At 52.0% G+C, this 20,905-nt stretch carries 19 protein-coding genes, 1 rRNA gene and 1 pseudogene; 9 read left to right on the forward strand and 12 right to left on the reverse strand.

The genetic code is table 11. The features are described 5' to 3' along the window. The first annotated feature begins 56 nt into the window (after positions 1–56). From ilvB to ilvC, 3 genes are all read left to right on the forward strand, one after another. The gene (gene ilvB / locus G482_RS0108355) at positions 57–1,817 is read left to right on the forward strand and encodes a biosynthetic-type acetolactate synthase large subunit (protein WP_028449661.1); all 1,761 of its coding nucleotides are present in this window, start codon (positions 57–59) and stop codon (positions 1,815–1,817) included. A 13-nt stretch (positions 1,818–1,830) separates the two neighbouring features. After that, positions 1,831–2,322 carry an acetolactate synthase small subunit gene (gene ilvN / locus G482_RS0108360; RefSeq protein WP_028449662.1) on the forward strand — a complete coding sequence of 164 codons (492 nt, stop codon included), beginning with the start codon at positions 1,831–1,833 and terminating at the stop codon, positions 2,320–2,322. 165 nt (positions 2,323–2,487) lie between these two features. Further along, positions 2,488–3,504, forward strand: coding sequence for a ketol-acid reductoisomerase (gene ilvC / locus G482_RS0108365; protein WP_028449663.1), 1,017 nt, complete (start codon positions 2,488–2,490; stop codon positions 3,502–3,504). 238 nt (positions 3,505–3,742) lie between these two features. Here the strand turns inward: ilvC and G482_RS0108370 are convergent, their stop codons facing one another. Both G482_RS0108370 and asd read right to left on the reverse strand, forming a co-directional pair. Then, positions 3,743–4,513 (reverse strand): substrate-binding periplasmic protein, encoded by a 771-nt coding sequence (locus tag G482_RS0108370; RefSeq protein WP_028449664.1) that lies wholly within the window; start codon positions 4,511–4,513, stop codon positions 3,743–3,745. An 86-nt stretch (positions 4,514–4,599) separates the two neighbouring features. Continuing rightward, positions 4,600–5,439, reverse strand: a complete 840-nt coding sequence (gene asd / locus G482_RS0108375) for an archaetidylserine decarboxylase (protein WP_028449665.1) — start codon at positions 5,437–5,439, stop codon at positions 4,600–4,602. A gap of 150 nt (positions 5,440–5,589) precedes the next feature. Between asd and pssA the strand changes: the two genes are divergently transcribed. Both pssA and G482_RS0108385 read left to right on the forward strand, forming a co-directional pair. After that, a complete protein-coding gene (pssA, locus tag G482_RS0108380) occupies positions 5,590–6,351 on the forward strand; it encodes a CDP-diacylglycerol--serine O-phosphatidyltransferase (RefSeq protein WP_028449666.1) in 762 nt (253 codons plus the stop codon). A gap of 131 nt (positions 6,352–6,482) precedes the next feature. Continuing rightward, entirely contained in the window at positions 6,483–8,276 is a 1,794-nt protein-coding gene (locus tag G482_RS0108385) for a 2-isopropylmalate synthase (RefSeq protein ID WP_028449667.1), read from the forward strand. A 189-nt stretch (positions 8,277–8,465) separates the two neighbouring features. Here the strand turns inward: G482_RS0108385 and G482_RS0108390 are convergent, their stop codons facing one another. Together G482_RS0108390 and wrbA are read right to left on the reverse strand one after the other, a co-directional pair. Then, positions 8,466–8,858 carry a DUF2069 domain-containing protein gene (locus tag G482_RS0108390; RefSeq protein ID WP_051258848.1) on the reverse strand — a complete coding sequence of 131 codons (393 nt, stop codon included), beginning with the start codon at positions 8,856–8,858 and terminating at the stop codon, positions 8,466–8,468. Further along, on the reverse strand, positions 8,855–9,469 hold the full coding sequence (gene wrbA, locus G482_RS0108395; protein WP_211227591.1) for an NAD(P)H:quinone oxidoreductase: 615 nt from the start codon (positions 9,467–9,469) through the stop codon (positions 8,855–8,857). Before wrbA ends, G482_RS0108390 begins: the two co-directional genes overlap by 4 nt. A 44-nt stretch (positions 9,470–9,513) precedes the next feature. On the opposite strand from wrbA, the gene G482_RS17830 reads away from it, so the two are divergent. Further along, entirely contained in the window at positions 9,514–10,755 is a 1,242-nt protein-coding gene (locus G482_RS17830; protein ID WP_051258849.1) for a YihY family inner membrane protein, read from the forward strand. On the opposite strand, the gene aroB is transcribed toward G482_RS17830, so the two are convergent. The 7 genes from aroB to G482_RS0108435 are packed head-to-tail and all read right to left on the reverse strand — an operon-like array spanning position 10,689 to position 17,287. Next, a complete protein-coding gene (aroB, locus tag G482_RS0108405; protein ID WP_051258850.1) occupies positions 10,689–11,777 on the reverse strand; it encodes a 3-dehydroquinate synthase in 1,089 nt (362 codons plus the stop codon). The genes G482_RS17830 and aroB overlap by 67 nt on opposite strands. After that, positions 11,774–12,304 (reverse strand): shikimate kinase, encoded by a 531-nt coding sequence (locus tag G482_RS0108410; protein ID WP_028449671.1) that lies wholly within the window; start codon positions 12,302–12,304, stop codon positions 11,774–11,776. The genes aroB and G482_RS0108410 overlap by 4 nt, the downstream gene beginning before the upstream one ends. A gap of 51 nt (positions 12,305–12,355) precedes the next feature. Further along, on the reverse strand, positions 12,356–14,440 hold the full coding sequence (locus G482_RS0108415) for a type IV pilus secretin PilQ (protein WP_028449672.1): 2,085 nt from the start codon (positions 14,438–14,440) through the stop codon (positions 12,356–12,358). Beyond that, a complete protein-coding gene (locus tag G482_RS0108420; RefSeq protein ID WP_034619280.1) occupies positions 14,437–14,970 on the reverse strand; it encodes a pilus assembly protein PilP in 534 nt (177 codons plus the stop codon). Before G482_RS0108420 ends, G482_RS0108415 begins: the two co-directional genes overlap by 4 nt. Before the next feature lie 12 nt (positions 14,971–14,982). After that, the gene (locus tag G482_RS0108425) at positions 14,983–15,624 is read right to left on the reverse strand and encodes a type IV pilus inner membrane component PilO (RefSeq protein ID WP_028449674.1); all 642 of its coding nucleotides are present in this window, start codon (positions 15,622–15,624) and stop codon (positions 14,983–14,985) included. Continuing rightward, on the reverse strand, positions 15,624–16,217 hold the full coding sequence (locus tag G482_RS0108430; RefSeq protein ID WP_028449675.1) for a PilN domain-containing protein: 594 nt from the start codon (positions 16,215–16,217) through the stop codon (positions 15,624–15,626). Before G482_RS0108430 ends, G482_RS0108425 begins: the two co-directional genes overlap by 1 nt. Then, positions 16,214–17,287 carry a pilus assembly protein PilM gene (locus G482_RS0108435; RefSeq protein WP_028449676.1) on the reverse strand — a complete coding sequence of 358 codons (1,074 nt, stop codon included), beginning with the start codon at positions 17,285–17,287 and terminating at the stop codon, positions 16,214–16,216. Before G482_RS0108435 ends, G482_RS0108430 begins: the two co-directional genes overlap by 4 nt. Positions 17,288–17,443: 156 nt before the next feature. Between G482_RS0108435 and G482_RS0108440 the strand changes: the two genes are divergently transcribed. The 3 genes and pseudogenes from G482_RS0108440 to G482_RS0108450 form a co-directional block, all read left to right on the forward strand. Continuing rightward, entirely contained in the window at positions 17,444–19,759 is a 2,316-nt protein-coding gene (locus tag G482_RS0108440; RefSeq protein WP_034619283.1) for a penicillin-binding protein 1A, read from the forward strand. Continuing rightward, positions 19,759–20,121 carry a flagellar brake protein gene (locus tag G482_RS0108445; RefSeq protein ID WP_028449678.1) on the forward strand — a complete coding sequence of 121 codons (363 nt, stop codon included), beginning with the start codon at positions 19,759–19,761 and terminating at the stop codon, positions 20,119–20,121. Before G482_RS0108440 ends, G482_RS0108445 begins: the two co-directional genes overlap by 1 nt. A gap of 36 nt (positions 20,122–20,157) precedes the next feature. Continuing rightward, positions 20,158–20,481: pseudogene (locus G482_RS0108450) on the forward strand (SIS domain-containing protein); the annotation flags it as partial. A 340-nt stretch (positions 20,482–20,821) separates the two neighbouring features. Here the strand turns inward: G482_RS0108450 and rrf are convergent. Next, positions 20,822–20,905: ribosomal RNA gene (gene rrf, locus G482_RS20965) — 5S ribosomal RNA — on the reverse strand; the annotation flags it as partial.

Here is a 20,905-nt window from a genome sequence, read left to right on the forward strand (position 1 = left end):
GGCGAGCGGATTGCCGCAGAACATGACCGATCAACATTGACTCAGGACGAAAACCGATGGAAATTTCGGGCGCAGAAATTCTGGCGCGGTGTCTGGCAGAAGAAAACGTAGAGTTCGTTTTCGGCTACCCGGGCGGCGCGGTTTTGGAAATCTATGATGCGATTTTCAAACAAGACAAATTCAAACACGTGCTGGTGCGTCACGAGCAAGCTGCCGTTCACGCAGCCGACGCTTACTCACGTTCTTCTCACAAAATCGGTGTCGCCCTGGTGACTTCCGGCCCTGGCGCCACCAACGCCATTACCGGCATTGCCACCGCCTATATGGATTCAATTCCAATGGTGGTGATTTCCGGCCAGGTGGGCACGCCCATGATCGGCTCGGACGCCTTCCAGGAAGTCGACATGGTCGGCTGTTCACGCCCGATCGTGAAACACAATTTCTTGGTGAAAGATGTTAAAGACATCGCGCCAACGGTGAAAAAAGCCTTCCATATCGCCACCACCGGCCGTCCTGGCCCGGTTGTGATCGATATTCCGAAGGACATCACCATTCACAAAGCGGTATTCGAATACCCGAAATCGGTTTCGATTCGCAGCTACAATCCGCCAACCAAAGGCCACCCAGGGCAGATCAAAAAAGCCGCCCAAATGCTGGCCGAAGCCAAACGCCCATTCATCTACGTGGGTGGTGGCGCCGTACTGGGCAATGCCTCAGCCGAAGTCACCGAGTTGGTGCGGCTGCTGAATGTACCGTGTACCAATACCCTGATGGGCTTGGGCGCTTATCCTGGTACCGATGATAAATTCGTCGGCATGCTGGGTATGCACGGCACGTACGAAGCCAATATGGCCATGCAATACGCCGACACGATCATTGCGATCGGCGCGCGTTTTGACGACCGCGTGATTTCATCGCCTGCGCATTTTGCATCGCAAGCCAAGCGCATCGTGCACATCGATATCGATCCATCCTCGATCGCTAAACGCGTGAAAGTCGATGTACCGATCGTGGGTGATGTAAAAGAAGTCCTGAAAGACCTGATCGCCGTACTGAAAGAAGGCAATCTGCGCCCGAACGAAAAAGCCCTGAGCGCATGGTGGGATCAGATCAACGATTGGCGCAAACCCAACAGCCTGTGGTACGAGCCGCACGACACCATCATCAAGCCACAGTTTGTGATTCAGAAACTGTGTGAAGTGACCGGTGGCGATGCGATCATTACCTCGGACGTAGGCCAGCACCAGATGTTTGCCGCGCAGTACTACAAATTTAACCGCCCACGCCAGTGGATTAACTCGGGCGGCTTGGGCACGATGGGCTTTGGCCTGCCAGCCGCGATGGGCGCGCAATTGGCCAACCCCGATGCGACCGTAGCCTGCGTAACTGGCGAAGCGTCAATCCAGATGAATATTCAGGAATTGTCGACTTGCAAGCAATACCACACGCCAGTGAAAATCATTAACCTGAACAACGGTTATCTGGGCATGGTGCGCCAGTGGCAAGAGTTCTTCTACGGCACGCGCTATTCCGAGTCGTATGTGGATGCCCTGCCCGACTTTGTGAAACTGGCCGAAGCCTATGGCCACGTTGGTATGCGCATCGACAAGCCAAGCGACGTGGAAGGCGCGCTGCGCGAAGCCTTTGCCCTGAAAGAGCGCCTGGTGTTTATGGATTTCCTGACCGATCAGAAGACCAACGTATTCCCGATGGTACAAAACGGTAAGGGCCTGAGCCAGATGGATCTGCCACCGCATATGCAAAACATGCAGCTGGTGCCTTTTGAAAACAACCGTGACTACGGCAACCTGTGCTAAGGAGAGATGAAGAATGCGTCACATTTTGTCTGTCCTGATTGAAAATGAAGCCGGCGCCCTGTCGCGCGTCACCGGGCTGTTTTCGGCCCGCGGTTACAATATTGACTCGCTAACGGTGCAAACCACCGAAGATCCCACCATGAGCCGGATGACGATTGTTACCCATGGCTCGGAAGATGTGATCGAGCAAATCACCAAGCAGCTCAACAAGCTGATCGAGGTGGTGAAAGTGATCGACCTGAACGAGGCCGATCACATCGAGCGCGAACTGATGCTGATCAAAGTACGCGCCACCGGCAAAGATCGCGAAGAAATGAAACGGATGGCGGATATCTTCCGCGGCCGCATCATTGATGTCACCGAAAAAAGCTACACCATCGAATTGACCGGCACGGGTGAAAAACTCGACGCCTTTATCAAGGCGCTGGATCAGTCGGTGATTCTGGAAACCGTACGCACCGGCGCCTCCGGCATCGGCCGCGGCGAACGCATTCTAAAACTATAAGCAGGGTATATGCCTGTAGAGCACCACAGGCAAGACCTGCAGAGCAATACCCATAAGCAGCCAACCACAAGTTTTCACGCCAGACAAAGCAACGAGGCGCGGGAACTTTGGGTTTAACACTGACAAGCATTATCAATACTAAGCAAAGGAAGCATCATCATGGCATTGAACGTTTACTACGATAAAGACACCAACCCAGAAATCATCAAAGGCAAGAAAGTAGCCATCATCGGTTACGGCTCACAAGGCCACGCCCACGCTTGCAACCTGAAAGATTCAGGCGTTGATGTGACTGTTGGTCTGCGCGCTGGCTCAGCCACTGTAAAAAAAGCTGAAGCTCACGGCCTGAAAGTTACCGACGTTAAAACTGCAGTGGCCGGCGCTGACGTAGTAATGATCCTGACTCCGGACGAATTCCAGTCAAAACTGTACAAAGAAGAAATCGAGCCAAACATCAAGCAAGGCGCAACTCTGGCCTTCGCACACGGCTTCGCGATTCACTACAACCAAGTTGTGCCACGCAAAGACCTCGACGTGATCATGATCGCGCCGAAAGCACCAGGCCACACTGTACGTTCAGAATTCGTACGCGGCGGCGGCGTGCCTGACCTGATCGCGATCTTCCAAGACGCGACTGGCAAAGCCAAAGACGTAGCTCTTTCTTACGCTTGGGGCGTGGGCGGCGGCCGCACTGGTATCATCGAAACCACCTTCAAAGACGAAACTGAAACTGACCTGTTCGGCGAACAAGCCGTACTGTGTGGTGGCGCGGTTGAACTGGTGAAAATGGGCTTCGAAACCCTGGTTGAAGCCGGCTACGCACCAGAAATGGCGTACTTCGAGTGCTTGCACGAATTGAAATTGATCGTTGACTTGATGTTCGAAGGCGGTATCGCGAACATGAACTACTCGATCTCTAACAACGCTGAATACGGCGAATACGTAACTGGCCCACGCGTGATCAACGAAGAATCGCGCAAAGCCATGCGTCAAGCGCTGAAAGACATCCAAACTGGTGAATACGCTAAGCAATTCATCTTGGAAGGCCAAACTAACTACGCTTCAATGACTGCAGCGCGTCGCAACAACGCAGCGCACGGCATCGAGGTAGTAGGCGGCAAACTGCGCGCGATGATGCCTTGGATTCAAGCGAACAAGATCGTTGACCAAACCAAAAACTAATTTTTAGCAGCTGCAACGCGAGTGGGCTTTGTTGCTGCGCAGCTCGTGTACTTTACGTACACGACGCCGCTAGCGCCTCGCCCAATCGCGTTTCGCTCGCTAAAATAGTGGTCAATAAAAAAACCGGCTCAATGCCGGTTTTTTTATATCGAAAGATTATGGTCTGGACTCAAGACTGGCCACTAGCACTACAGAGCGACACATACCCACCCAAGTATTGCCGCCAAAGCCAAATCAATTAATTAGTGGCCGCCAATACCCCTAGATAGCGATCATGAATTCGCTGCCATTGCCCGCTGCGCTGCAAGCGTTCAATCCCGCGATCTATCACCGCCTTCACCGGCACCGCCTCAGCCAGACGTTTGCTGATCAACACATGAAATGCGCGCGTGGGCACAATCGGGTCGGGCACATAGGCGAGCTCGCGCCAATCCAGCAAGCCTTGCTGCGCCATCATCCGCACCACTTCGACCTGCTCCAGCGCTAAATGAAACCGCCCGGCCTGCAGCATACGCAGCAACATTTCGCGGTCGCGCGCGCTGGTGTCGATGCGCACCAGGCCCTGATACTGGTCATAGTTAAAGCCCAGCACCCCCCCTAGACGAAAGCCTTGCATACTATCGCGGTCGGTAACTCGGGGCGGAATGCGAAAACGGTCTTTACGGTAAAACAGTGCCAGATGGGTTTCGTAGAGCGCATCACTATAGAGTGCGTATTGCGCGCGGTCGCTGCGGTAAGACGCATTGGGCACCAGATCGACCTGCCCGGCTTCTAGCTCCGCTAGGCAGCGGCGCCACGGGCGGATCACGTGTTCGGGGCGGATGCCGGCATGCCAGAGGATGTCAGTGAGCATCTCGACGGCAATCCCGCGCACCGCGCCGTTATCTTCAATCATCAGATACGGCGGCTTTTCACCCTCTTCCCAGCACACGCGCAAGCTGCTGGGCAGCGCCATTGCCGTGGTGGCCAAGCCCAGCCAGCAACAGACGGCAACGAGAATGCGGCGCATGTGGTGTTCTCCAGGATCAGATCAATATACCCAAACCAGTATAGCCCCAGAAAGCACCACACATATTACACTGCGGCAAATACCCCTTATGCCGCCATCATTTCGCCCAAGCGTACTGGCCGCGCAGCCACCCAGTCGGGCGCGAAGGCTGGCGTGCCCGGCTGAAAGAGCAACACGACGGTCGAGCCAAGCAGGAAACGCCCCATTTCTTCGCCTTTTTCCAGCACGATTTGCTGGTCGAGATAGCTCTTGCGCCATACCGCATTGGCCCGTGGCGGATTCACCACGCCATGCCAGACGGTGGCCATACTGCCCACGATGGTGGCCCCCACCAGCACCAGCGCAAACGATCCGAATTCGGAATCAAACATGCACACCACACGCTCATTGCGCGCGAACAGCGCATCGACGCCACGGGCGGTCGCCGGATTAACCGAATACAGCTCGCCGGGCACATAAATCATTTCGGTCAGCCGCCCACGGCAGGGCATATGAATACGGTGATAATCCTTGGGGCTGAGATAAATGGTGGCAAACTGGCCATCGCGAAACGGCGCGGCCAGCGCAGCATCGCCGCCGAGCAAGGCCGTGGCGGTGAAATGCTTGCCCTTGGCCTGAAAAATCTGTTCTTGCTCGATTTTGCCCAGCTGGCTAATCGCGCCATCCACCGGACACACCAGCGGCGCAGCGGCTATCGGCCGGGCGCCGACTTTGAGTGGCCGGGTAAAGAATTCGTTGAAAGTGGCGTAGCTGGCGGGATCGGGATTGGCCGCTTCCGCCATGTTGACCTGATACTTGGCGACAAACGACTTGATCACTTGCGTGGTCAGGCTACCTGCCTGCCGACCGGCCAGATTACCCAGCAACTCGGTGAGGAGACGTTTGGGTAAAACGTGTTGAAGCGCAACAAACAAACGATCTGACACCACAGCCCCTTAGCCGCAACGGCCTCTATCAATCAAAGCGGCAATTATACCGCAGCCACCCCGCCCCACGCAGACAAACCCTGTCAGCCCGCCTGCGGCTCGGTTACAATCGACCATCCCGCTAGTAGGCCGACCGCCGAGGTTAGAGCAATGCAACAGAAACCCGCGCTGAATCTGCGCCGCCAAAGTATTTACCTGCTTCCCAATTTATTCACGCTGGCTGCTTTGTTTGGTGGCTTTTATGCCATCGTGCAGGCGATGAACGGCAAATTTGAGCAAGCCGCGTTGGCGATTTTCGCCGCCATGATTCTTGATGGCCTGGATGGGCGCGTAGCCCGCATGACGCACACCCAATCCGAATTTGGCGCACAATTCGATAGCCTATCCGACATGGTGTCGTTTGGCGTGGCGCCAGCGCTAGTAATGTATGAATGGGCACTCTCACCCTTTGGCAAATTCGGCTGGGCGGTTGCCTTTATCTACTGTGCCGGTGCGGCGCTGCGCCTAGCCCGCTTCAATACCAACATTCAGGTGGTCGACAAACGTTTCTTTCAAGGCCTACCTAGCCCGGCGGCGGCGGCCCTGGTGGCAGGGCTGGTGTGGATCAATATCGAATACCACGATGATTTGCTGCATCTGGCCGAGCTCATGCCGTATGCCGCACTGCTATTTACACTGTTTGCCGGCCTGACCATGGTATCGAATGTGCCCTTTTGGAGCTTTAAAGAGCTACATATGCGCAAAACAGTACCGTTCATGTCGCTGCTGATTGCCACCCTCGTGCTGGTGATCGGCGCCTCACGCCCGGCGCTGGTGTTGTTTAGTTTCTTCATTTGCTACGCAGCCTCGGGCTATCTGTACTGGTTATGGCGCTTTATCATCAAGCCCCGTACCAAGCAAAATCAGACATAATGTCTAATTATTAATTTAAAAGTCGAATACCGTGGCGCCAAAATCACATTGGCGCCATTTTTTTGCGCAAAAAATTTGACTCAATGTCAAACAAGCCGTATTCTGAACTCATCAACGCGGAGAAAAACCCCATGTCATTGGACATTGAACGTCTAATCGCCGATTTCGGCGGCCCGAGCAACCTGGCCGAAGCCCTGAATGCCATGTTTCCGGATGACCCGGTGTCCCGCGCTGCAATTTATAAATGGCGTGAACGCGGCAGCTTGCCCCTCACCCAAGTGGACAAGCTGGCTCAATTGGCTACCCGCCAAGGCCGCACTTTGAATATCCAGCACTATATGCGCAGCACACCCGCTGCCTCATTCAGTCAACAGGAGCACACCATGAGCAATACCCGTTTGGTTATTTTTGACACCACCTTGCGCGATGGCGAACAGTCGCCCGGCGCCTCAATGACCAAAGAAGAAAAAATCCGGATTGCTCGCCAGCTGGAAAAACTGGGCGTGGATGTGATTGAAGCCGGCTTTGCCGCCGCCAGCCCCGGTGATTTTGATGCCATCAAAACCATCGCCGGCATTATAGAAAACAGCACCGTCTGTTCGCTCGCTCGCGCCAACGAGCGGGATGTGCGCGCGGCCGGTGAAGCCATCAAAGATGCCAAACGCGGCCGGATTCATACCTTTATTGCCACCAGCCCGATTCACATGCAGCACAAATTGCGCATGGAACCGGATCAAGTGGTTGAGGCCGCCGTTAACGCGGTGAAAATTGCCCGCGAATACACCACGGATGTGGAGTTTTCCGCAGAAGACGCATTGCGCTCGGACATCGACTTTCTGGCCCGTATTTTTGGCGCCGTAATCGAAGCCGGCGCCACCACCTTGAACGTACCGGATACCGTGGGCTATGCCGTACCACAAAAAACCGAAGCGTTTTTCCGCGAGCTGATCGCGAAAACTCCGGGTGGCGATAAAGTGATCTGGTCAGCGCACTGTCACAATGATTTGGGCATGGCGGTTGCCAATTCACTGGCTGCCGTCTTGGGTGGTGCACGCCAAGTGGAATGTACGATTAACGGTCTGGGCGAGCGCGCCGGCAATGCTGCGATGGAAGAAATCGTGATGGCCACCCGCACCCGCAAAGACATCTTCGGCGTGGAAACCCGCATCGACACTACGCAAATTGTGCCGACCAGTAAATTGGTTTCCACCATCACCGGCTATCCGGTGCAACCGAACAAAGCGATTGTCGGCGCCAATGCGTTTGCGCATGAATCCGGCATTCACCAAGATGGCGTGCTGAAACATCGCGAAACCTACGAAATCATGAGCGCCGAATCAGTGGGCTGGAGCACCAACCGCCTCACACTGGGCAAATTGTCGGGCCGCAATGCCTTCCGCACCAAGCTGCAGGAATTGGGCATCGAGATCGCCAGCGAAGAAGCACTGAACGCCGCCTTTGCGCGCTTTAAAGAATTGGCGGATAAAAAGCGCGAAATTTTCGACGAAGATTTGCATGCTCTGGTATCGGACGAGCTGATCTCGATCGAGCAAGAGCACTTCAAACTGGTGTCGCTGAAAGTGGTTTCAGAAACCGGTGAAACACCGCAGGCTGAGCTGGTGATGACCGAGGCGGGCCAAGAGCGTCGCGCCTTGGCGCATGGCGATGGCACGGTGGATGCAACCTTCAAAGCCATCGAATCGCTGATCAACAGCGGCGCCGAATTGCAGTTGTATTCAGTGAATGCCATCACCGCCGGCACCGACAGCCAAGGTGAAGTTACGGTGCGTCTGGCCAAAGATGGCCGGATCGTGAATGGCCAAGGCGCGGATACCGACATTATTGTTGCCAGCGCGAAAGCCTATATTTCTGCGCTGAATAAAATCAATAACAACGCCGAGCGCGTGCACCCGCAACCAGTTTAAGGGCTACGCCCCACAGGTTTGCCACAACGGGAACGAAATGATGTACCCGATCATTTCGCGAAACCAAGGCCATAAGCCTGCCGTTTCACACTCAAAGCTGACTTGACCCGAGCCAGCCCTAGGTCGCCCACCGCAAAAACAAAGCCCCGCCTGATCGGCGGGGCTTTTATTTGCATCGATTTAATATGCTCAGGCGGCAGATTGCTGCTCGGCATACTGCGCCAATAGACTTGGGCGCGAATATTTGGCGTACAAGTTAGCGCTCGCATAACTCACCACGGCCAACACCACCTGCAACAGCGCCAAAATCTGGCCCAGCCCTTGCTCGGCATACGCCCGCATAATTCCTTCCAGCAACCACAGCAGCACAAACATGGTGTACCACTGAAAGGTGTAACGCCGGCCATGCAAAAGCCCGCGCAGTGGCAGCAACATAATCAGCGCCTTCGCCGCCAACCATGACCCCCCGGGGTATAGCGGTGAAAGCCATAGCTCCCATAGCATGGTGAGCAATACCATGGCCAGTACACAAGCTACCGTGAGCCACTGCCAGATAGGCAACTGCTTGGGTGATAAACTCATGCCGCCCCCTGCATCAGCTGGCGAGCCACTTCGGCCAGCCGCTTGCCCTGCGCAATACACAGTTGGCGCTCCGCCTCGGAGATTGGCTGGCTGGAATCCGTACCCGCCCAATGACTAGGGCCATAAGGGGTGCCGCCGGTGGTGGTCGAGAGTAAGGCGCTTTCAGAATAAGGCGTACCAACGATCAACATGCCGTGGTGTAACAGCGGCAACATCATTGTGAGCAAGGTTGATTCATTACCGCCATGCAAGGTGCCCGAGCTGGTAAACACCGAGGCGGGCTTGCCAATCAAGGTGCCTTGCAGCCATTCGGAGATGGTGGAATCCCAAAAATACTTCATCGGCGCAGCCATATTGCCAAACCGGGTTGGGCTACCCACGGCAATACCGACGCATTCTTGTAAATCGGCGAGCTCCACATAAGGCGCCCCAGCCGCGGGAATAGCCGACTCTGTGGCTTCACAGACGGTAGAAATGCGGGGCACGGTACGCAAACGCGCCTGCATGCCCGGCACGCTATCGATACCACGGGCAATCAGCTGCGCCATTTGCCGCGTGGCACCATGCGTGGAGTAATACAAGACCAGAATATCGCTCATGATCGGGCTCATAGAAAGTTTGCGGTATTATAAAGGGATTCTGTCGGTATAAAGTGATGATGACTGCTTCCAGCCCCCTGCCCCTGTGGCGCCGAGTTTTGGGTTTTAGCCGCTTTGTTGGCCAGCGCCTAGTGGCTGATCGCTGCCTGAATACCGCGGGCAGCCTTACCTACACCAGCCTACTGGCCCTGGTACCGCTATTTACGATTGCACTGACGGTGATCTCGGCCTTTCCGATGTTCAGCGGGCTGAGTAGCCGTTTTCGTGGCTTTATCATTTCCAATCTGGTGCCCGATGCCGCCGGCAAGGTCGTGGGTGTGTATATGCGGCAATTTGCCGACAACGCCGATCGCCTCACGGCCTTCGGGATGATTGGTTTGCTGGCCACTGCAATCCTGTTGATGACCACGATTGAGAAATCAGTGAACGACATTTGGCGCGTCCGCCGGCAACGTAAGCTATTGCCGCGCACGCTAACCTACTGGGCCACCCTAACCCTGGCGCCATTATTGATCGGCTTAAGCCTTTCACTCACCAATTGGATTTCGAATCAGGCCGGCGGCTTTGCCAGCGGTTTTGATTTCAGCTTGATCAAAATCGGTCCGCCACTCTTGGTGTTCTGTTCGCTCACGCTGCTGTACATGGCCCTGCCCAATTGCTTCGTACCGCGCCATCACGCCACGACTGCGGCACTGATCACCACAGCACTGCTGGAGGTCATGAAATGGCTGTTTGCCCTCTACTTAAAACAATTTGGTACTTACAAACTTGTCTATGGTGCGTTCGCCAGCTTTCCGATCTTTTTGTTGTGGCTGTATGTCTGCTGGGTGATCGTGCTGACGGGTGCAGTGATTTCTGCGACGCTTTCGTACTGGCACAATGATGGTTGGCAATGGAGCCAGCACCATGGCACGCGCTTTGAGCAAGCGATGAGTATTTTGGCCGAGTTAGCCAAGGCGCATACGAATTCTTATATTCTGCACATCGATGAGCTGCGCAAACGGGTGGGATTAGGGGTCGATGCGACGCAAAACCTCCTCGACCAAATGGCCGAAAAAGGCTGGGTGGAATCCAACCGCGATGGGCAATGGTTTTTGGCTGGAAGCGCAGCCAATATCGGGCTGGATCAGGTATTCGAGCTGATCGTTAGCCCGCTCAGCACCGAAGAAAAAAGCGGCCTGACCTTGCCGCTCGACAAGGCCAAAGCCGCTTTAGCGATTTCACTAGCCGATTATTTAGCTGCGCAGCCCGCTGCCAACGCGGCATCAATTACAGATTCTGGCAGCTCACCAATATAAGCCTCACCCAGCTGGCGCAGCAGAATGAATTTGATCTTGCCAGCATCTACTTTCTTATCTTGCGCCATTAGCGCCTTATAGCGCGCGGCGCCAAGATCAGGGGCCACCACTGGTAAACCGGCAGCCAAGAGTAGGTTTGTCACGCGGGCCACATCTGCGGCCGCCAACTGCCCCAGCGCTTGCGAAGCATGTGCAGCCAACACCATCCCTGCGGCAACCGCTTCACCATGCAACCAAGCGCCATAGCCTAAGCCCGCTTCAATAGCATGCCCAAAGGTATGGCCGAGATTCAGTAGTGCCCGCTGGCCGGTTTCTTTTTCATCAGCGGCGACAATTCGCGCTTTATTCAAACAGCAGCGTTCGATCGCATAAGCCAAGAGATCGTCCTGCCGCGCCATCACGCCCTGGATATTCGCCTCAAGCCAGAGCAAAAACTCAGGGTCATCAATAAACGCGTACTTAATTACCTCGGCCATGCCGGCGCTAAATTCGCGATCCGGCAAGGTGCTTAAAGTGTCCAAATCGGCCAACACAAGCTTGGGCTGATAAAAAGCGCCAATCATGTTTTTACCCAGCGGATGATTGATCGCCGTCTTGCCACCCACGGAAGAATCAACCTGCGCGAGCAAGGTGGTCGGAATTTGAATGAAGGGGATGCCGCGCTGATAAATTGCAGCGGCAAAACCCGTCATATCGCCAATCACCCCACCACCAAGCGCGATTAGGGTGGTTTTCCGCTCCGCACGCTCGGTGAGTAGCGCATCCATAATTTGATTTAGCGATTCCCAAGTTTTGTATTGCTCACCATCGGGAAGAATGATGGCCTGTACAGTGACGCCCTTGGCCTCTAGCACTTGTTTTAACTGCGGCAAATACAATGGCGCAACAGTCTCATTGCTAACAATCGCCACCCGCGGCTGCGCAAGCTGAGCCACAATCAATTCGGCTTGGGCGAGCAATCCACGACCAATATGGATGTTGTACGGGGCGTGAGCAATGTCTACCGGCACAATGTGGGTCATTGGTTCTTTTCCAGTTCTTTAATCAGTAGTTGCAGCAGTGAATTGACACTTTGGTTGCTAGTATCGATAACCAGATCGGCCACTTCACGATAAAGAGGATCACGGATAGCAAACAGCTCGGCTAAGCGTGCTTTTGGATCGGCGGTCTGCAGTAAAGGCCGGTTTTTATCGTGGCAGGTGCGTTGATATAGTTCTTCAGGCGATGCGCAGAGGTAAATCACATAACCATTGCGCCGCAGACATGCCCGGTTATCCGGATTGAGTACCGCACCACCGCCGGTGGCCAGCACGATATTCTGTAGCTGGGTGAGTTCAGCAATCGCCTCAGCCTCGCGCGCACGAAAACCCACCTCGCCTTCAAGTTCGAAGATCGTCGGGATACGGGCACCGGTTCTAGCCTCGATTTCATGATCAGAATCATGAAAAGTTTTGCCACTCGCCTTTGCTAAGGCTCGCCCCACGGTTGTTTTGCCAGCCCCCATGAGGCCGACTAAAAAAAAATTGCCTGGCATTTTCATACCAGGCATTTTACTTGAATCGCTGCTGCTAGGCGATGATCTACACCGCCTACTCAATAATTAGCGCAGCGTCAGATCTGACTGTAGCACCCGTGGGGTCAGGAAGATCAGTAACTCACGCTTTTGAGTACTTTGTGCACGATTTTTGAAGAGATTGCCCACTACAGGAATATCGCCCAACATTGGCACCTGAGTTACGGTGTTGGTCGTATCTTCGATGTAGATACCACCGATAACAACCGTACCGCCATTCTCCACCAAAACCTTAGTCTTGATTTGCTTGGTATTGATGGCTGGACCGCTCAGGGTATTTTCACCGCGGCTGTCTTTATTCACGGCGACATCCATGAATACATTACCATCAGGCGTGATTTGAGGCGTCACTTTCAAAGACAGGGTTGCCTTCTTGAAGGACACAGTCGATGCACCATTTTGGGATGACTCAGAGTAAGGAATCTCTTGACCATCTTCAATCACAGCTTCGACTTGATCTGCAGTAACTAGGCGCGGGCTAGAAACAATCTTACCTTTGCCATCTTGTTCCAGTGCACTCAGCTCCAAACCGAGCAAGCCATCAGAACCCGCTACCATCATGGCGATCGAAGCTGGATTGAAACCACCAATCGCTGCCGCTGGTAAGCTAACTTGCGGTGTATTCCCAGCCAAGGCAGGGCCCGGATAAGTTGTACCACTGCTTGTTTTGTAGTCTTTAGTCGTCAAGCCACCTGCCGCGCCATAATCATTCTTCATGTACAGGCCATGAAACTTCACGCCCAAGTTGCGGCTAAAGCCATCTTCGGCCTCTACGATACGCGCTTCAATCATAACTTGACGCACAGGGATATCCGTCTTCGCAATCAATTCACGAATCTGCTCCAGTTTGGATGGAATATCCTGCACGATCACTTGGTTAGTACGCGGCACAATGACAGCACTACCACGCGGCGACAACAGTTTCTGCTTATCGTCGGTAAGTACCGTTTTCATCTCATCGGCTTTGGTATATTTCAGTGAGAAATATTCTGTACGAGTTGGCTCGAGCTCAGCAATTTGCTTTTTAGCTTCCAGCTCTTGCTTCTCTTTAGATGCTAGCTCATCACGTGGTGCAATCCACATGACGTTGCCAGATTTGCGCTGATCCAGACCTTTGGCTTGCAAGATAATATCCAGAGCTTGATCCCAAGGCACATCTTTAAGTCGCAGAGTGAGTGCACCATTCACCGTATCGCTAGTGATAATGTTCATGCCGGTGAATTCCGCAATCACCTGCAGCACAGTGCGAATCTCAACGTTCTGGAAGTTCAGTGAGAGTTTCTCACCTTTGTAGTTTGGCTTGCTCTGCGCTGATTTTTTAGCGTCACTGGTATCGCGTACCTCAACAACAAAGCGATTTTCAGTTTGATAGGCCGAATACTCCCAAGTACCTTTTGGCTCAATCAGCATTTTCACTGTATCGCCCTGGCTAAAGGTATCTACACGCTGGATCGGGGTACCGAAGTCCGCCACATCCAAACTACGCTCCAACGTTTTGGGCAAACCCACTTTGGAAAATTCAACCAGTAGTTTTTTGCCTTGTTGGCGAATATCAATGCCGACATTTGAGCTGGATAAATCAATAATCACTTTACCCTCGCCCGATGAGCCGCGGCGAAAGTCAATATCCTGAATACCTTCGCGCTTGCCCGTTGCTTTTGATTCGGCAAATTGAGTGCCCGCTCTCACTGGTGCTGCATCTTTTGCCGTAGTGGCACCAGCTGCCCCATCAACAGAAATTAGCAAAGCATTGCCATCAACTTTTGTTTCATAGGCTGCTGGTTTTTGCAAATTAAATACCAGTCGTGTTCGGCCAGTACCTTCGGCAATATTAATCAGGCGCAAGGCGGCGCCGTTAACCTGCACAGAGCTTTTGCCCGCTTGATTTGCTGTATTGGCAAAGTCAAACGCTATGCGGGGAGGTGTATTGACTGAGAAGCTGGTGGCAGCAGGAGGTGTACCACTAAACATCACCTTAACAATCTGCTTTTCTGCACTGACATTACTCACTTCAATACCAGTAATATTTGCAGCCTCAGCAGCAAATGCAAGCGGAGCCCACAACAGCAGCGCAACCTTCGCGAAACCACCGAGAATTCTAGTTAAAGTCATTTTTTTTGCTCCGCGTCATCCAGACCCAAGGTTGTGGTGCGCTCAACCCAATCCCCACCACTATCTTCAACAATTTCTTTTAGGGTAATTTCGGTTTCAGTTACCTTGGTAACCATACCAAAATCCTGCCCCATGTAGCTTCCCGTTTTTACTCGGTAAAGATTACCATCCGGAGCCTTCACCAGAGCCTGAATAGTTTTGCCTTGTTGCAAGGTGCCAACCATTCTTAACTTTTCCAGATCGTAGTTTTCAAGCACTTCTTTAGGACGATTAGTGTTTGGAGCGATACCACCCGTACCAGCTTTCTTTGCCAGCTCCATTTTACTTGGCCGAAATGGATCAGGCAGAGAAAATGCTTCATAGGCGAAGGGCTGATACGGCTTAACCTCCGGCAACGGCTCCACCCGACCACGCAATCCCTCAGTTTGCTCTTGCATCCAAACTTTCAAATCTGCATTTTCTTCAGAAAAACAACCACTAAGCAGAGTGCAGAAGGGAAGCAATAGGGCGATAGTTTTAAGTCTTAGCATGTTATCGCCCTCTTATTGCCGATTCTTTTTACGGGCTTCAATTTCAGCCTGACGAATTGCCTGTTGCTCCGCCTCATCAAGCGCACGATAGGTTTTAATCGTTGCTTCCATAGATAAAAGGCTAGGGTCTTTAGGCACTGAAAGTTTAATATCACCAAGAGTAACAATTCGCGACAGCTGCGCAACATCACTCACGAATGCAGAGAGATCGTGATACGAGCCAGTAACCTTAATGTTGATTGGCATTTCTGCAAACTCTGCGGTTTTTAGTTCAGAGCCGGGCTTGAACAATTCAAACATCAAGCCGCGCCCAACGCCTGCTTGATTAATTTCGGTCAGCAATGTTTCCATTTCAGACTTATTGGGTAGCTGCTTAAGCAATGCTCCAAATGCCTGTTGGATCTCTAGCAATTGTTGGCGATACGCTTCAAGATTAATCGCCTTTTTCTTTTTTTCGAGATATTGCTGCTTCAGCTGCTCTTCTTGCTGAACACCAGCATCCAGCTCATCAAATTGTGGCTGCCAAAAATAAAATACGCCCGCAGCAACAACGACTGTTACTAAGACAACCGCAGAAGTCAGCTGAACGACTATCGGCCAGTTGCCAGCGTCTTTGGGATCTAGATTTTTGAAATCGTCTAACGTAACAGCCATTATTGCCCCCTAGCAACCGCAGGTTTTGACGCGACCATGGATGCGTCCAAAGAAGCACGGGTAACCTTAATGTTCAATGTAAATTCAGATAGACGCTGATTTCCAACACTTGCCGCTTTGGTTTCAATCAACAACGGCTGTTCGAACACCGGAGAATCATTGACGTTACGCATCAAAGTGGAAACCCGAGCATTTGATTGGGCCAAGCCATTCAAGGTCAGTTGCTCTCCCACTTGCTTAACATCTTTTAAGTACACGCCTTCAGGAACCTGCCGTGTCAATTGATCCATAATGTGAACGGTTTCAGTTCGATTGGATTGTAAGCGTTCAACAATCTGTTTGCGATCCAGAAGCGCCTGCTTCTCTGACTTTAGCTTTTCGATTTCTGCGATCTCTTTGTCGAGTTTCGCATTTTCAGCCGTCAGAAATTGATTCCGCTCATTCTGGGCCTCTATCTTAGTTGCTAACAAGAGGTAACCCGCGAGAACGATCGAACAAGCCGCAACGAATGAGAAACCGAGCAATGCAACATAACGCCGTTGCCTTGCCAGTCTTTTTTCCTCGCGATGAGGAAGTAAGTTAATACGTATCATGCAGGATCAAACCTCCGCATAGCCAAACCACACGCGATCAGGAGCGAAGGCGCATCTAATTGAATCTGTTTACCACGAACCTTGCCAGTAGACATACTAAAGAAGGGATTGGCCCGCATAGTACTTGCCACCTGAGTGCGGCTGGAAACTGCCTCATCCAAGCCATGAATCACGCTACACCCACCGGCCAGTAAAATATGATCAACTGTCGTGTAATTGCTTGATGTATAGAAGAACTGCAAAGAGCGAGAGATCTCTAATGCCATCGTATCCATGAAGGGCTGGAGCACATCAGGCTCATAATTATCTGGCAAGCCACCTTGACGCTTGGCAGATTCAGCTTCTTCAGATGACATATTGAATTTACGCTGAATCTCTTGGGTTAACTGGTTACCCGCGTAGCCTTGATCTCGGCTATAAATCGATTGCCCATCTTTGAAGATATTCATGTGCATGGCTGTGGCGCCAATATCCACCACCGCCACAATTTGATTTTCACCACCATTAGGCAGTTGCGGACGCATTAACTCAAAAGCGGCTTGAGTTGCATAAGACTCAACATCCAGTACCACAGCCTTAAGCCCCGCGTCTTCGATGGCTGCGACTCGCTCTTCTACCTTAGTCTTTTTTGCGGCAGCGATGAGTACTTCATCTTCGTCAGGATTGTTAGGTGCAGGACCGAGCACCTGAAAATCTAAATTCACTTCATCCAAAGAAAACGGAATGTACTGATTCGCCTCCGTTTCGACCTGCATCTCAAGATCCCGCTCACTCATTCCTGAAGCAACAAGGATCTTCTTGGTAATAACTGCCGATGCAGGCAAAGCCACAGCAACGTTCTTTACCTTGCTACCTAGTTGTTTCCAAGCACGCTGCACAGCCTCCGCAACAGCCTCTGGATTAGTGATGTTGCTATCCGTTACAGCATCTTTGGGCAAAGGCTCAATCACATAGCGATCTAGGCTAAAATTGCGCCCCGTCTGGCTCAGCTCTACCATCTTGACCGCAGAGGCACTGATGTCCACCCCGACAAGCGGGGGAGCTGATGGCTTTAAGAAATCGAGGTTCAACGCAATAATCCTCTTTTATATCATGCAAAAAATGCTAGCAGTGGGGCTAACTAAGTGTAAAGCTCACATTCTGCGGAAGATGCTTTTTGCAACAAACAGGTATTCGCAGTACATTACGCTTAAAACCAACTCTATAAACAAATACTCGTTATCGCAATGATCAAGAAAATATTTTTAAGCTTGTTGGCCGTAGCTGGCGGATTATCCCTGCTTGCAGCTGCGCTCGTTGTGATGGCGATTACAGTAACATACCCCAAGCTCCCATCCTTGGAGGCCCTCACGGACTACAAGCCTAAGGTCCCCTTACGCATCTACACTCAAGATAAGGTATTAATCGGTGAATTTGGCGAGGAACGCAGAGCTTTCACGCCAATTGATCAGGTTCCCAAGCAAATGATCAATGCACTTCTGGCCGCGGAAGATGAGCGATTTTATCAACATGGCGGCATCGATTATTTAGGTGTAGTTCGTGCAATTGCAGGTAATTTAATCTCCGGCCAAGCGAGATCTGGCGCCAGCACTATCACGATGCAGGTAGCTAGAAATTTCTATTTATCCAACGAAAAGACAATATCAAGAAAGTTCAACGAAGCACTATTATCGTTCAAAATTGAACACAATCTTTCAAAAGATCAAATTCTTGAGCTTTATATCAACCAAATTTACCTAGGACAGCGCGCTTACGGGTTTGCTTCGGCAGCTCAAACATACTACGGCAAGCCGCTGAATCAACTCAGTATCGCCCAATTTGCAATGCTGGCGGGTCTACCGAAAGCACCTTCAGCGTACAACCCTGTCGTTAACCCTAAACGAGCAAAGCTACGTCAACTTTACGTGCTACGCCGCATGCACGAATTACAAATGATCACGACTGCGGAATATGAAGTCGCAAAAGTGGCCGAAATCCAAGTGCAGCGTGGTAGTAATGCCTATCCAATTCACGCAGAATACGTTGCCGAAATGGTAAGGCAAATGATTCATGAGAAATATAAAGACTCAGCGTACACCGATGGTTTTCAGGTTTACACCACGATCAATAGCCAACAACAGCAAGCTGCCTATGATGCCTTACGCACGGGCCTGATCGACTATGACACGAGACACGGGTATCGCGGCCCTGAAGGGTTTGTCGACACTAACTTGCTCAAGTCGGGATCAGAAGACCTGCTAGATGAAGCCCTTGCCAACACTAAAGATGCTGATGAATTAAAAGTTGCAGTTGCAATCTCCGTTTCCAGCAAAGAAGTAACAGCCTACATCAAGGGTGAAGAGCGTATCTCCATAAAGGGCGACGGTCTCAAATTTGCTAGATCAGCGCTATCCGAGAAAGCCCCGCCAGCCAATCGGATACGACCCGGCGCGATCATTCGCGTGCGCGCAAGTGCCCAAGGCTGGACGATTGCACAGTTACCACAAGTTGAAGGCGCAATGGTGGCGCTCAACCCTGACAACGGCGCAATAACCGCGTTGGTCGGCGGCTTTGATTTTAATCGCAATAATTTTAACCACGTTACTCAGGCATGGCGCCAGCCAGGCTCTAGCTTTAAGCCATTTATTTACTCTGCCGCGCTTGAGCGTGGCGTAACCCCTTCCACGCAAATTAATGATGCACCACTCGTCATCGATCAATCAGATGCCAACGGTCAGCGCTGGGAACCTAAAAACTATGATGGGTCTTTTTCCGGCATGATGTCGGTACGGAAAGCGTTAACCCTTTCCAAGAACTTAGTCTCTATTCGAATTTTGCAAGCCATTGGGCCAGACTATGCTCAACAGCACATTACTCGCTTTGGCTTCCCCCCAAAAAATCACCCAGCCTACCTTACCATGGCGCTTGGTGCAGGTAGTGTCACGCCCTTACAAATGGCAGAAGGCTACGCCGTCTTTGCTAATACCGGTTTTCGGGTGCGGTCTTATTTCATTGATCGGATTGAAGACAGTCGCGGTAAAATTCTTGCCAAAACCCAACCAGAAATCGCAGGTCAAAACGCACCTCGTACACTCGATCCACGCAATGCCTTTATCATGTCCAGCATGATGGGTGATGTTATTAAAATGGGCACGGCAACCAAAGCCAAGGCCTTAGGGCGTAACGATCTTGCGGGTAAAACCGGCACCACCAATGATGCTTTTGATGCTTGGTTTGCTGGCTATAGCCCGAAGTTGGTTGCAATTACCTGGATTGGCTTCGATCAACCTCGCAGTCTTGGGGCAAGAGAAACTGGTGGAGCTGCCGCTTTGCCAGTCTGGGTAAACTTCATGAGCAGCGCGTTAAATGCCACTCCTGAGCTAACCCGCCCGGTTCCGGAAGGCATCATCACCAAGACGACAGAAACTGAGCGCGGACCAATTTCTGAGTACTATTTGCAAGAATTCCCCAACACCAACAGTGAATTAGGCTTGAGTGGTGGCGGCAACACAGACGAAGCCGGTGCACAGCCTCTCGGTGAAATCAAAGAGCTGCTTTTCTAATGACTCTTGATTCTCAACGTCGCAACCTATATCGAGCCAAGATCCCTCAGCAAATCAATGCACGCTGTATTTTGCAAACCGCAACAGACCCGATTGATGTCCGCATATCTGACATTAGCTTAAGTGGTGTGGGCTTTCTTGGGTTTTACCCCGAACTAGATCTCGCGATCGGTGATGTACTCACACAGTGTCGGATTGAACTACCCGGCATCGGCTTTATTTGTTGCAGCCTTTGCCTCGCCTCCCAATCAGAGCAATTGCTCACGAATGGACTTAAATCAATTCGCTCAGGTTGGCAATTCATACAATTAACAGAGCAGCAAGAATCAAAGATACAACGCTTTATTTTCAGCATTGAGTGATGCACATTTACTGATAAGCAACCCACTGGCCATGCCGTTGGCGAGCTCAAACACGGCCCAATTACGCTCATCGATGAAGAACTACCGGTCATTGCCTGCCTGCCCTGGAATGAACACGCCGAGCGCATGCTAAGCAATCTGCACGAAATCCGCAGCAATCACGGCGAGATCTTTGTGTTAAGCGATGGCAATCTTGCCTCCAGCGAGCGTTTTCATGTTATCCACATGCCAACCGGCTTAGGTAGCCTCAGCCCGATCACCTATGTGATTGCACTGCAGCTACTGGCCTATCATTGCGCGTTGCAACGCGGAAATGTGATCGACACGCCACGTAATCTGCAAAAAGCACGGACGAGCTAAATATTGCTCTAAGGTTTGAAATTAACCGAGATGAATACTAGGCTGGGTACCCCCCCATAGACCATACATATTAATAGCCTAAGAGATATACCCCCACTAAAAATCCATTCACATCAGCCACGATTACTGTATTCCATGCCTGAATGAACAAAGCCCAGCTACGCTGGGCTTTGTTTTGGGGGTTGGGTTTGCGCCGCAAGCTTGGGCACGGCCGGTTCGCGGTGCTGCTGTCTGTCGTGGGTGTTGTGTTGGGCTTCGCTTTGCTTCTGTTCTGCGCTCTTCCACTTCCGCGGCCCAAAGCAAAAAGCCCAGCTCTTCTGAGCTGGGCTTCTTTAGGGGAGTCTGGCAATGACCTACTTTCACACGGGAACCCGCACTATCATCGGCGCTGAGGCGTTTCACTGTCCTGTTCGGGATGGGAAGG

Origin of the sequence: Chitinibacter tainanensis DSM 15459, from assembly GCF_000429785.1 — a bacterium.
Classification (GTDB): Bacteria; Pseudomonadota; Gammaproteobacteria; order Burkholderiales; family Chitinibacteraceae; genus Chitinibacter; species Chitinibacter tainanensis.